This window comes from Nocardia sp. NPDC055321, assembly GCF_053645575.1.
Genome location: NZ_JBSHMS010000005.1, coordinates 105,530 through 118,023, shown reverse-complemented (window position 1 = coordinate 118,023; position 12,494 = coordinate 105,530). Strand labels below are relative to the sequence as shown.

Annotated in this window: 13 protein-coding genes; 8 read left to right on the top strand and 5 right to left on the bottom strand. The window is 69.1% G+C overall.

Annotated elements, in window-relative coordinates:
- Positions 1 to 216: 216 nt before the first annotated feature.
- Entirely contained in the window at positions 217 to 519 is a 303-nt protein-coding gene (locus tag ACWIGI_RS09665) for a DUF4193 domain-containing protein (protein ID WP_327145210.1), read from the bottom strand.
- A gap of 459 nt (positions 520 to 978) precedes the next feature.
- Between ACWIGI_RS09665 and cei the strand changes: the two genes are divergently transcribed.
- A complete protein-coding gene (gene cei, locus ACWIGI_RS09660; protein ID WP_454201933.1) occupies positions 979 to 1,656 on the top strand; it encodes an envelope integrity protein Cei in 678 nt (225 codons plus the stop codon).
- Positions 1,657 to 1,749: 93 nt separating this feature from the next.
- Here cei and ACWIGI_RS09655 read toward each other — a convergent pair whose 3' ends face one another.
- Positions 1,750 to 2,664, bottom strand: a complete 915-nt coding sequence (locus ACWIGI_RS09655; protein ID WP_454201932.1) for an inositol monophosphatase family protein — start codon at positions 2,662 to 2,664, stop codon at positions 1,750 to 1,752.
- A gap of 82 nt (positions 2,665 to 2,746) precedes the next feature.
- Between ACWIGI_RS09655 and ppgK the strand changes: the two genes are divergently transcribed.
- From ppgK to ACWIGI_RS09640, 3 genes are all read left to right on the top strand, one after another.
- The gene (ppgK, locus tag ACWIGI_RS09650) at positions 2,747 to 3,505 is read left to right on the top strand and encodes a polyphosphate--glucose phosphotransferase (protein WP_454201931.1); all 759 of its coding nucleotides are present in this window, start codon (positions 2,747 to 2,749) and stop codon (positions 3,503 to 3,505) included.
- Between the two features lie 149 nt (positions 3,506 to 3,654).
- Positions 3,655 to 5,055 (top strand): RNA polymerase sigma factor, encoded by a 1,401-nt coding sequence (locus ACWIGI_RS09645; protein WP_454201930.1) that lies wholly within the window; start codon positions 3,655 to 3,657, stop codon positions 5,053 to 5,055.
- Positions 5,056 to 5,310: 255 nt separating this feature from the next.
- Positions 5,311 to 6,396 (top strand): fatty acid desaturase family protein, encoded by a 1,086-nt coding sequence (locus ACWIGI_RS09640; protein WP_454201929.1) that lies wholly within the window; start codon positions 5,311 to 5,313, stop codon positions 6,394 to 6,396.
- A 49-nt stretch (positions 6,397 to 6,445) separates the two neighbouring features.
- Here the strand turns inward: ACWIGI_RS09640 and ACWIGI_RS09635 are convergent, their stop codons facing one another.
- Positions 6,446 to 7,309, bottom strand: a complete 864-nt coding sequence (locus tag ACWIGI_RS09635; RefSeq protein WP_454201928.1) for a hypothetical protein — start codon at positions 7,307 to 7,309, stop codon at positions 6,446 to 6,448.
- Positions 7,310 to 7,919: 610 nt separating this feature from the next.
- Between ACWIGI_RS09635 and ACWIGI_RS09630 the strand changes: the two genes are divergently transcribed.
- Both ACWIGI_RS09630 and ACWIGI_RS09625 read left to right on the top strand, forming a co-directional pair.
- Entirely contained in the window at positions 7,920 to 8,120 is a 201-nt protein-coding gene (locus tag ACWIGI_RS09630) for a hypothetical protein (protein WP_454201927.1), read from the top strand.
- A gap of 86 nt (positions 8,121 to 8,206) precedes the next feature.
- On the top strand, positions 8,207 to 8,977 hold the full coding sequence (locus ACWIGI_RS09625) for a hypothetical protein (protein ID WP_454201926.1): 771 nt from the start codon (positions 8,207 to 8,209) through the stop codon (positions 8,975 to 8,977).
- A 68-nt stretch (positions 8,978 to 9,045) separates the two neighbouring features.
- Here ACWIGI_RS09625 and ACWIGI_RS09620 read toward each other — a convergent pair whose 3' ends face one another.
- Together ACWIGI_RS09620 and ACWIGI_RS09615 are read right to left on the bottom strand one after the other, a co-directional pair.
- The gene (locus ACWIGI_RS09620; protein ID WP_454201925.1) at positions 9,046 to 9,342 is read right to left on the bottom strand and encodes a hypothetical protein; all 297 of its coding nucleotides are present in this window, start codon (positions 9,340 to 9,342) and stop codon (positions 9,046 to 9,048) included.
- Between the two features lie 34 nt (positions 9,343 to 9,376).
- A complete protein-coding gene (locus tag ACWIGI_RS09615) occupies positions 9,377 to 9,652 on the bottom strand; it encodes a DUF4242 domain-containing protein (RefSeq protein WP_454201924.1) in 276 nt (91 codons plus the stop codon).
- A gap of 180 nt (positions 9,653 to 9,832) precedes the next feature.
- Between ACWIGI_RS09615 and ACWIGI_RS09610 the strand changes: the two genes are divergently transcribed.
- Positions 9,833 to 11,542, top strand: coding sequence for an AAA family ATPase (locus tag ACWIGI_RS09610; protein ID WP_454201923.1), 1,710 nt, complete (start codon positions 9,833 to 9,835; stop codon positions 11,540 to 11,542).
- On the top strand, positions 11,542 to 12,420 hold the full coding sequence (locus ACWIGI_RS09605; RefSeq protein WP_454201922.1) for a helix-turn-helix domain-containing protein: 879 nt from the start codon (positions 11,542 to 11,544) through the stop codon (positions 12,418 to 12,420). The genes ACWIGI_RS09610 and ACWIGI_RS09605 overlap by 1 nt, the downstream gene beginning before the upstream one ends.
- Positions 12,421 to 12,494 lie beyond the last annotated feature (74 nt).

Here is a 12,494-nt window from a genome sequence, read left to right as displayed (position 1 = left end):
GCACAGCGCCGAGATGTACCCCCGCACAACGCCAAAAAACGCTGCCTGACGGGGCAGCGTTTCATCGACCCGAAGTGAATCCGGATGTGTGCGTTGTGTCGAGCGCCGGCCAGTACCGGCCAGCGCTCGTTGTTACCCGGGCTGAAACTGGCCGCGCTCGGTGGACCGAGCGCGGGCAGACGGAACTTCCTGCTCAGGGCTGTTCGGCAGAAGTACTCAGGCCGCGCAGTCCATGCAAATCAGCTGCCCGCTCGCCTCGCTGGCGAGACGGCTGCGGTGGTGCACCAGGAAGCAGCTCGAGCAGGTGAACTCGTCGGCCTGCTTCGGGATGACCCGGACCGAGAGCACCTCCTCGGACAGATCCGCGCCGGGAAGCTCGAACGACTCCGCGGTATCGGATTCGTCGATATCCACGACGGCGGATGCCGCCTCGTTGCGACGAGCCTTCAGCTCCTCGAGCGAGTCCTCCGACACTTCGTCGGTTTCACTACGCCGTGGTGCGTCATAGTCGGTTGCCATGTCGTCTTCCCCTCGTCCTTACTCCGTAGATCCCGGACCGGCTCCCACCGTCCCGGCTCCCGAGGGAACCGAACCGGCCTTCGCCGCCCCGCCCGTGGTGTACGCCACACGTACACCGGTCACCGATCGGGCCGGATGCTCCTGATCCGCACCGGATCGCGCTCGGTCAACGCAGGACATGCCCTTGTTGTTCCCGAAATCGAACCCCCGATTCAACCCGGGCGATACGATCTGGGCCGCCAGACAATAGCGGACCCCGGCCCAAAAGTCGCAATCAAAACACGCGTGATTCGAAACTGAGGGGTAATCGTCATCACCGGGGGAACGGTCCGAGACCTGGCTCACCGCTGCCGTGATCTTCTCGCGCCCGGATCACGATCCGGCCGACTTGCCGAGAAGTAGGGCGGCTTACCGGTGCCTTGCGCGCACCGGACCCTTCGTGTTCGTAGAGTGATGTCCGTGGTTTCACTGATCACCCAAGGCAACTCGACCGACCCCAAGGGGCGGCAATTCATCCGGCGACGCTGGGAGCCGTGGGCAGCCATGGTGGGTGTCATCGCTCTGATCTCCGTCGTGGTGTGGTTTCGCGCGCTGACGACGACCGAATCGGATCAGGCTGCGATGTCGTGCAATTCACCCAGCCCGGCGTCCAGTACCAGTGCTCCGGCCCCGGTTCCGATGGGCACGCGCCAGGGACAGGGGTTCCTGCGCGATGTGGAGCCGGTGCCGCTGTCGCAGTCCAAGGTGCGCGTGTTCAACGCGAACGGGCAGCGCGGGCAGGCGGCGCACGTCGCGGCCGGCCTCGGCGATCTGGGTTTCGCCAGCGCGCCGGACGTGCAGGTGGGCAACGACCCGGTCTACGTCAACGGAGATCTGGAGTGCACCGGCCAGATTCGCTTCGGCGTGAGCGGCCGCCCAGCTGCCGCGGCGGTGCAGTTGGTCGCGCCGTGCGCGGAACTCATCGAGGACTCCCGCGCGGACGACACGGTGGATTTCGTCCTCGGATCGCTCTTCCGTGATCTGCGGCCGAGCACCGATGCCGAGGAGGTGCTGCGGGCCCTGAAGAACGCGCCGGCGGGGACCGCGCCGGCGATCGACTCGAAACTGCTGTCGGCGGCCCGGCACGCCAAGTGCTGACGCACGGCCGCTGACCTGCCCGGTCGAACGCCACACACCGATCGCCGCGCCCATGGTGGGCGCGGCGATTCGCGTTCTGTCAACCGGGCTGTCCTACTGCGGGATAGGGGCCGTGACACCGAGCTTGTCGAGCAGACCGCTCAGTTCGTCGGCGATGCCCGGCGCGGCCGCGACCACCAGTTCACCCGCCGCTCCCCCGGTGCCCGGCGCGGGCACGATGAGCGTGGCGCCGGCCTCGGCGGCGATGAGCGCGCCCGCGGCCCAGTCCCACAGGTTCAGGCCGTGCTCGTAGTGCGCGTCCACGCGGCCCTCGGCGACCATGCACAGGTCCAGGGCGGCCGAACCCACCCGGCGGATGTCCCGGATGTGCGGGAGCAACTGGGCCAGCAGTTCGCCCTGCCGGGCGCGGCGCGCGGTGCCGTACCCGAATCCGGTCGCCACCAGGGCCAGGGAGACCTCCGCAATCCGATTGCAGTGCAAGGGAATCTGCGAGGCGTCCGGGCCGGTGCGATGCGCGCCTTGCCCGAGCCCGGCGCTGTAGGTGACCCCGGCCGCCACGTCCGCCACCGCGCCCGCCACCGACCGGCCGCCGCGCACCGCGGCCACCGAGACCGAGTAGGCGGGGATGCCGTAGACGAAGTTGACGGTGCCGTCGATGGGATCGACCACCCACTGCACGGCGTCGGGATCGGCCAGCAGGGTGCCGCCGTCCTCCTCGCCGACCACGTGGTCGCCGGGGCGCAGTTCGGCGACCAGCCGGCGCACCAGGTGCTCGGTCTCGGTGTCGACGACGGTGACCGGGTCGGTGGGTGTGCTCTTGGATTGCACGGCGTCTCCGGCGACCGCTCCCGATTCGAAGACCTGGGGGCGGCGCGTGCGCACGTGCGCGGCGGCGGTTTGCGCGAGATGTACCGCTACGCGGCGTAGTTCGGCGATGTCGGCCACGGCGGCGGTCGAGGTGGTGTTCGATGCGGTGGAGGTGATATCGGATTCCGGCACGATTCCCATCGCAGCACAGATCCGGCACACCGCGCATTAGGCTTGTCGTGCACGCCACAGCTCATCCAGCCGGGAGAACGGGGAGTTCGTCATGTCCAAGCGGGGCCACGCGTTCGGGATCGACATCGGTGGCAGCGGTGTCAAAGGCGCGGCGGTGGACCTGGCTACCGGGGAACTGGTCCAGGAACGAATCAAGGTCGCGACCCCGCAGCCCGCCACGCCCGCGGCGGTGGCCGAGACGGTGGCCAAGGTCGTCGCGCAGGCCGGCTGGGACGGCCCGGTCGGTATCACCATGCCGAGCGTGGTGATCGGCGGGCTCGTGCGCAGCGCCGCCAATATCGACAAGACCTGGATCGGGGTCGACGCGCGGGCGCTGTTCAGCACGGCGCTGGGCGGGCGGGAGGTCACCGTCCTCAACGACGCCGACGCGGCCGGGCTCGCCGAGGACACCTACGGCGCGGCCAAGGATCTGCACGGGCTGGTCGTGTTGCTGACCTTCGGGACCGGCATCGGGTCCGCGATCATGTACAACGGGGTGCTCGTGCCCAACAGCGAACTCGGCCACATCGAGGTCGACGGGCGCGAGGCCGAGCACCGGGCGGCGGCCTCGATCAAGGATCGCCAGGGGCTGAGCTACCCGGAATGGGCCGCCGAAGTCAGTAAGGTGCTGGTGACGCTGGAAAACCTCTTCTGGCCGAACGTGTTCGTGGCCGGTGGCGGCATCAGTCGTGACCACCACGAATGGATTCCCTTGCTCACCAACAGAACTCCCGTTGTGGCGGCGGATCTGAAGAACACCGCGGGCATTGTCGGAGCCGCGATGGCTGTGTCTAGCGGTATCGCACCGTAAGCAGCCTGGTTCGATCGTTACAATGGAACAAGACCGGCGGCAAGCCGGTAAAACCAACCCGGCACTCGCGCCGGTATCCCCCGACAGACCGCTCCGCCGGATCACCACTCTGGCGTGACGCCGCACGAGACCGTCACGAAAGGGCGTACGTGGTAGCCACGAATACCCGAGAGACCGCCGAATCGGCTGACGAAGCCGACTCCGCAGATTCCACCGCAGCACGGCCGGTCAAGAAGGCTGCCGCCAAGAAAGCTCCGGCCAAGAAGGTGGCGGCCAAGAAGGCCGCCACCAAGAAGGTCGCTGCCAAGAAGGCTCCCGCCAAGGCCGCCAAGGCTGCTCCGAAGAAGGCCGGCGCCAAGAAGGCCGAGGTCGGGCCCGACGGCGAACCGATCGAGATCTCCGACGACGAGTCGGTCGAGCTCGATGATCTCGGCGACCTGGAGGTCGACGAGACCGATCTGGTCGACGAGGTCGTCGAGGACGAGGCCGAGGAGGCAGAGGAGGGCGACAGCCCCGAGGCCGAAGAGGCCGAGGAGCCCTCCGAGAAGGACAAGGCCTCCGGCGACTTCGTCTGGGACGAGGAGGAATCCGAGGCCCTGCGCCAGGCCCGCAAGGATGCCGAGCTGACGGCCTCGGCCGACTCGGTCCGCGCGTACCTGAAGCAGATCGGCAAGGTCGCGCTGCTCAATGCCGAGGAGGAGGTCGAGCTCGCCAAGCGCATCGAGGCCGGGCTCTACGCCACCGAGAAGCTGCGCGAGTTCGCCGAGAAGGGTGAGAAGCTCACCGTTCAGCTGCGGCGCGATCTGCAGTGGATCATGCGTGACGGCAACCGCGCCAAGAACCACCTGCTCGAGGCGAACCTCCGGCTCGTGGTGTCGCTGGCCAAGCGCTACACCGGCCGCGGCATGGCGTTCCTGGATCTGATCCAGGAAGGCAACCTCGGTCTGATCCGCGCGGTCGAGAAGTTCGACTACACCAAGGGCTACAAGTTCTCGACCTACGCGACGTGGTGGATCCGCCAGGCCATCACCCGCGCGATGGCCGACCAGGCCCGCACCATCCGTATTCCGGTGCACATGGTCGAGGTCATCAACAAGCTCGGCCGTATCCAGCGTGAGCTGCTGCAGGATCTGGGCCGCGAGCCCACGCCCGAAGAGCTCGCCAAGGAAATGGACATCACGCCGGAGAAGGTGCTGGAGATCCAGCAGTACGCGCGTGAGCCCATCTCCCTGGATCAGACCATCGGTGACGAGGGTGACTCGCAGCTCGGTGACTTCATCGAGGATTCCGAGGCGGTTGTCGCGGTCGACGCGGTGAGCTTCACCCTGCTGCAGGATCAGCTGCAGTCGGTCCTGGAGACCCTCTCCGAGCGCGAGGCCGGCGTGGTCCGCCTACGCTTCGGCCTGACCGACGGCCAGCCCCGCACCCTGGACGAGATCGGCCAGGTCTACGGCGTGACTCGCGAGCGGATCCGCCAGATCGAGTCGAAGACGATGAGCAAGCTCCGCCACCCGAGCCGCTCCCAGGTTTTGCGGGATTACCTGGATTAAATTCTCGATCCCACGGAATGGGCCGCCGGGCTGTAGCTCGGCGGCCCATTCCGATTTCGGGGATGGCTGTTCCGCAGTTGGTACGGTCGCGAACCGGGTGGCGAACTTGCGTCTGCGCGAATGGTCGCGCTCGGAAATGGAGGGCTGGAACGGAATTCGGGCATCCGAAGCCGGGGCGGATACCACACTGCGGTCCAATTCCATGTCATACCAAAGGGTTACATCGGACGAGAAATCCGTCGTTAGCGTCGGGTCATGACGACATCTGCGTTGGGGTCCCAGTCATCTCCGCGGTCGCCGCGACGGGGCGCGGAGGGCGACTACGCCCGGCTGTTGCGGCGGATTTCCGACGCGGGGCTCATGGAGCGGCGGCCGGTGTACTACGGGGTTCGGTTGGGGCTCGTCGGGGCGGCGTTCGTCGGTGGGTGGGCGGGGTTCGTGCTCGTCGGCGACTCGTGGTGGACGATCGGGATCGCGGGGTTCATGGCGGTGACGTTCGCGCAGGTCGCGCTCGTCATGCACGACGTGGCGCACCGGCAGGTCTTTCGGCTGCGGCGGCCCACGGAGCTGATGGGGCGGATCGTCGGGAACGCCGGCATCGGGCTGGGGTACGGGTGGTGGCAGGACAAGCACACGCGGCACCACGCCAACCCCAACCACGAGGAGCTGGATCCCGATGTCGCGCCGGACATTCTGGTGTGGTCGCAGCGGCAGGCCCGGTCCAGTCGCGGGGTCGCGCGGATCATCGGGCGGGCGCAGGCGTTCCTGTTCTTCCCCCTGCTGTTGCTGGAGGGGCTGAACCTGCACGTGGCGGGCGTTCGCGCGCTCCGTAATCAATCCGTCAAACACCGGGGGCTCGAGGGCGCACTGCTGTTCGGCCACTTCGCGATCTACCTCGCCGCGCTGTTCGCGGTGCTGCCCGCCGACAAGGCGCTGGTGTTCTTCGCCGTGCACCAGGGCCTGTTCGGCCTGTACATGGGCTGCATCTTCGCCCCGAACCACAAGGGCATGCCGACCCTGACCGGTGACGATCGTCCCGACTACTTCCGCCGCCAAGTCCTGACCTCACGAAATGTCAAGGGCGGCGCACTGACCGATTTCGCGCTGGGCGGGCTCAACTATCAGATCGAACACCACCTGTTCCCGAGCATGCCGACCCCGAACCTGCGCCACGCCCGGCCGATCGTGCGCGACTACTGCGCCGAGGTCGGCGTGCCGTACCACGAGACGGGCTTGATCTCCTCGTACCGTGAGGCGCTGCGCCACCTCCACCATGTCGGCGCTCCCCTGCGCGAGCCGGATTCGGGCTCGAATACCGCAGTGCCGCAACACGATAGCTGAGTACGAAAGGACGGCGCCTCGCCGCGGCAGCTCGATCACCGCATCGCGCTCACGGCGGGCCCGAACCGCCGGTGACCCGAGGCGGCACGGTGCGGAGCGTCCAGGTGAGCGGGGGCAGCGGAGTCACATTGAACGTCGGCGGGTTCCAGGTGATCGTTCTGGGCGTGGAACTGCTCCGGGTCGGGGTCGTCGACTCCTCCGGATCCTGAAGCAGCAACATCGCGCCGAGCAGAACGAGCATCACGCAGGACGTGGCCGCGACGAACGCCGCCGCACCGCGATTGGTACCGGTCCGCCAATCACCCTGCCCGCTCGGCGGACCGGCCACCAGCCAGTTTCCGGCGCCGGCCGTGCGTCGCGACGACGCGCGTCCCGCGGCCACCGGCCGGCTTCCGCGCGGATGCCGCCGCGCGCGTTGCGCCGTCCCCGACTCGCCGAGGACCGTCGCGAGCGTGTGGTCGATGCCGCTCAGCGTCGTTCCCAGCACGTCGGACTGCACGAGTTCCAGCAACTGCGGTCGGCTCATCCCGTCTCGCAACGCCCGCGCGGCGGCAGCGGAGTCGTCGGCGACGAGCCCGAGCACGACCAGCCCGGCGGGAACGGGCCACAGCCCGTAGCGATGCGCGAGCCGCCACGCGATGTCCAGGGCCATCGCGCACCGATCGGTGAGCTGGATGTTCTCCCAGTGCCAGACGCCGACGGTGACCGGGTCGATGACGAGCTTGTCCGCGATCGCCTCGATGTCCCCGGCGTGCAGGCAGATTCGCGACCAGTCACCCGTCATGTCCGCGCGCATGATCTCTACCAGCAGCGTGTGCGTGTCGACCGGATCGGGCACCCGTGTGGCGGCGGCGCCGCGCAGCGCGGCGACCACGGTCGAATGCAAAGGAACACCGGCGAGTACACCGACCATGACTGGCCTCCGTCCGCTGTCCCCACCCCAGAAACAGCAACACCCCGATCATCACAGATCGGGGCCCGGCCGGCCACTCGTTTTACGCCTATTCGCGAATCACTCGGCCCACCTGTCGATACACAATTCGATTTTCTGAATTGCTTTCCACATCAAGCGATCTCGTCGATCGAGATCATCCCCGACCGAAGGGGTTCGGCCCGGCCCCGCCGACCCGAACCCCCGAGGTTCACAGGCCGGAGCCGGAACCCCCCGAGCCGGTGTTGGCCAGAATGGTCAGGATGATCGTCTGCAAAACTCCGGCGACAGACCCTACGTATTCCACGGTGTTCCTCCGAGCTAATCAGCGCCGATTGTCCGGCGTGCCCGGAAACCTAACCCAGCAAACATCTGGAATGTATCTGTTTCACCAAAGTCACAGGTAAACAGCTATTCGGCAGCCACTGTCCGGGACTCGGTGTCCGCTGAGCGGGACTCGGGCGCGGCGGCACACGTCTCCGGTCGCCGACGAGCCCGGCACCGGGCGTGATTCCGGATCACGCAGCGCCCGAATCTGTTTCGTTGCGCCAGGTGGTTGGATGACCCTTGACGAGATTTCGGAGGGAGGGCCATGGGACCGCAGGTGAGCTGGAATCACCCCGCGATGGCGGTGGAAATCGCGATCCCCTGGTTCGAGGTCCCGACCGGCGACCACGTGGACACGGCGATCGTCCACGATCTCGAGGTAGCGCCTCACACCGGCATCCTCGCCGCGACCACCCGGGGCCTCCATCGGATCGACCCACCGGCGCCGGCCGGGGTCGCACCGTAGGCGGGCGGTTCGGCGACGTGGGGCTGGTGACCGAGAGCGCGCGGCCGGCGCGGGACTGCGGGCGATGCGGGGTCGAGGGTGTCGTGGTGATCCGTGAAGTGTTGGACGGGGACGCGCGGTGGTGGAGTCTCGAGGGCGAGTGCCTCGACTGTGGGAACGAGTCGCAGGAATCGGAATTCGGGCGGCCGCCCGCGGGGCTTCGGGAAGCGCTGCTCGCGGGGAACGGGGCCACCCGGCTGCGGATCGCGGCGGGGAGCATCTCGGTGGCGGGTGTCATGCGGGTGTTGCGCCGGGGTGAGGCGCTGTCGGTGGCTGAGGCACGGGTCCGAGCCGGAGAGGTGATGACGGCAGGGATCGGGGGGACGCGGGTCGAGGTGGAGATCCTCGCGCGGATGCTGCGGGCGGACGGGGCGCGGATCGAGATCGAGGCAGGGCGTGAGAGCGGTTCGGGGGCAGAGCATTCGGAGCTGGTCGGCGGCCGGACCGTCGCTGCCCCGCATCGCGTCGGTGAGCAGGCCGAAGCGTTCGAGGGTGTGCCGGGAACACTGTCGGCCGACGACGCCGGACGACTGCTGAGATATCTGCGAGCGGGGGTGGTGATCGTGGTGGCGGCGAGCAGGCGGCCGGACCCGTTCGCGCTCGGCCGGCCGGGCGCGCGGGTGGGGATCGGGGTCGTGACCGACGGCGAGTGGGTGTGGGGGCTGGAGTGGGAGGACTTCGTCGGGGCGCACCTGGTCGCTCCCCCGGCGGAATTCGTGGCCCACGCGGCGGCTCGCGGGTGGATCGCGGCGGAGCTGCCCGAGGAACGCGTGCTCGAGATAGCCCGGGGGTTCGGGATGCCCGACCGCGACGAGTAGCGGGCCCGCCCGGGGCGTCTTCGACAACACCGTGGGCGGGCCATCGGCGCGCCGCTGATCGGAATACCTCAGGCCGCGCCGCCTGGATCCGGCGAAACCCGCTCCGCGAGAAGGACGTAGCGCACGTACCAGACCAGCATCAGGGCCGAGCTGAGCGTGTGGAACAGATGCAGGGCCCAGATCGGTCCCGGCGGAAGGTCCAGGACGTACACCATGTAGATCAGGTTCCCCAGGTTGGCCAGGGTGATGTTGGCGGGGCTGTAGGAGCGTACGTCCTTGGTGCGGAGAGCTTTTGCCAGCATGGGTAGGGTGCTGGCGGCGAAGACCGCGCTCGCCATCGCGCCCGCGATCACGGGGACCTGCACTGGGACAACCTCTTTCGGATGGTCGGGTCGGCGATCAGGGGGTGGCGGTGTGCGGGCCGAACTCGCCGGACACCTCGACGACGAGGTTCGCGGGGAAGCCGCCGCGGCGGGCGTGTTCGCGCACCGCGCCCATGTCCTCGGCCTCGTGCAGGCAGTACAGCTTGTCGCCCGCGACGTAGCTGGTGATCCAGCGGTAGGGCACCCCGAGCGAGGTCACGGCGGCATTCGACTTCGTCGCGATGTCCGAGAGCTCGGCCGGGGTGAGGTCGGCGGCGCCGGGGATCTCGCGTTCGATGAGGTAGCGCTTCATGATTCGGACTCCTGTGGCGGTGGGGACACCGATGCGGTCGCGATCGGTGACACCAACACTCGGCCATCGGCGGGGCGAAATCATGGGGGTCGATTCCCTATTTTCCGGGTTGTCCACCCGGGTCCCGTACCCCGGTAACGAGGCTGTTCGAGGTCCCCGACCGGCGGTAATATCCCGGAGGTGAGACTCACCGAGCGCGAGTACGAGCTCGGCGAGCTCGAGTCCCGGGCCGCCGCGGCCCGCGCCGGCCGAGGCGGCGCGGTCCTGGTCCGCGGTGAGTCCGGCGCGGGCAAGACCACCTTCGTCGAAGCCTTCCTCGACCGGCTGACCGGCGGCGAACAGGTGCTGTGGGGCGCGTGCGACCCGCTGTCCACGCCCCGCCCGCTCGGTCCCCTGCACGACCTCGCGGACCGCTTCGACGACGCCACCCGCACCCTGCTGCGCGGCGGCGAACAGTCCTACGACATCTTCGCGGCGGCCTTCGACACCCTGCGCGCGCGACCGTCGATCCTGGTCGTGGACGACCTGCACTGGGCCGATCAGGGCACCATCGACCTGTTCCGCTTCCTGCTGCGCCGCCTCGCGCGCACACCGCTGCTGCTGATCGGCATCGCCCGCGACGACGAGGTCGGCGTCGCCCATCCGCTGCGCGCCCTGCTCGGCGATATCGCACGGTCACCGCACGCACACACCCTCACGGTGCCGCCGCTGAGTCTGGACGCGGTTACCGCCCTGGTCGCCGACCGGCCCGTCGACCCGCGCCGGCTGCACGATATGACCGGCGGCAACGCCTTCTTCGTGTGCGAGATGCTTGACCATCGCACCGGCGACCTGCCCGCCACCGTGCGCGACGCGATCCTGGCCCGCACGGCCGGATTGGACACCGCCGCATGGGATCTGCTGCATCTGCTGAGCTGCGCACCCGGCGCCATCGCCGATCATCTGCTCGTCGATCTCGGCGTCACCCTGCCCGCGCTGCGCGCCCTGGACGACGCCGGGCTGATCCGGCGCAACGATCGCGGCGTGGCGTTCCGGCACGACCTGTGCCGGCTGGCGGTCACCAGCGTCATCCCGCCCGGCGCCGAACCGAGCCTGCACCGCCGGTTCATCCGCGCCCACCACGCCGCCGCCGACCCGGATCCCGCGATCATTACCCATCACGCGGTGGGCGCGGGCGACCGCGACCTGATCACCGAGGCCGCCGCGGCGGCCGGGCGCGCCGCCGCCCGCTCGGGCGCGCACACCCAGGCGACCGAGTTCTTCCGCCTCGCCCTCGATCAGCGTCAACTGCCGCCGGAGACCGAGGCGGAACTGCTCGAACTGCTCGCGGCGGAGTACTACCTCACCGATCGCCTCGACGACGCGATCGTCGCCTGCCGCACCGCGATGCACCTGCGCGAGGCCATGAACGCCCGGGTCGCCGTGAGCGCCGACCATCACGCCCTCGCGGTGTACCGGTGGTACAACTCCCAGCGCGCCCTGGCCGACGACCATGTGAGCGCCGCGATCGCGGCCCTGGACGGCGGGGCCGGCGCCGACCCGGCCACCCTCACCCAGGTCGGGCACGCGTTCGCACTGCAGGCGTACCTCGCGATCCAATCGACCCGGCTCGACGCCGCTGCCGGCCTGCTGGCCCGTGCCCGCGAGATCGCCGGCGCCGCAGCCGATCCGCTGCTGCTGGCGCGGGTCGGCATCGTGGCGAACATTCACGCGGTCGTGTCCGGGCGGATCGAGGCGCGCACCGAACTGCTGCACACCCTGGCGACCGGCCCGAAGCACATCGACGAGATCTACTCCAGCGGCTACACGAACCTGTCCTACTTCGACGTGGAGCAGCGCAGGCTCGGCCCGGCCCGGCCGCCGAACTGCTCGAGGTGTGCCTGCCGCTGATGATCGAGCACGATCTGCCGGTCTGCCATGTGGTGCAACTGGGTTCGCGAGGAAGGCTCAAACTGCTCACCGGCGACTGGCAGGGCGCGCTGGCCGACGCGGACGCGGTGCTGGACACCGCCGGTGCGCCGCTGGCGCGCGGATGGCCGCTGCTGATCCGGGCGGTGGTCGCGCTGCGCCGGGACGGCGACGACGGCGGCGGGATCGATCGCGCCTGGCAGCTCGCGTGCGGGTACGGCGAGCCGGTGCGGATGCTGCCGGTCGCGGCCGCGATCGTCGAGCGCGTCTGGCTGACCGGGGTCCCGGACGAACGGCTGCCGCTGTGCCGGGAGCTGCTGGACACCGCGCCCGCGCTCGGATTGGAATGGGCGCGTGGCGAACTGGCGATGTGGCTGCGCCGCGTCGGCGAGCAGGTGACCGCCGACGCCGTGGCCGAGCCCTACCGGCTGCTCGCCGCCGGGCACCACGAGCGGGCCGCCGCGGCCTTCACCGAGCTGGGCACACCGTACGACGCCGCGCTGGCGCTGGCCGGGTCCGGCGAAACCGCTTCGGTACGCGCGGGTTTGGACATTCTCGACGGACTCGGCGCGACCGCGGTGGCCGCCAAGGTCCGCTACGACCTGCGTGCGAACGGCGCGCGCGGGGTGCCCGCGCCGCGGCGCGCGACGACGCGAGCCAATCCGGCGGGGCTGACGACACGGCAGATCGAGGTCCTCGGCTTACTGGCCGACGGTGTCACCAATGCCGGAGTGGCCGAACGATTGTTCCTGTCGGTGAAGACCGTCGACCATCACGTCTCGGCGATACTCACCAAGCTCCAGGTCACCAATCGCCGGGACGCGGTCCGGTCCGCCCGCGACGCGGGCATCCTGGGCTGATCCCCCGGGCGCGCCCACGCCGACCGTCCCCGGAATCGTAAATCTGAAATGAAACCGTGTCTGAAAACCGGTGC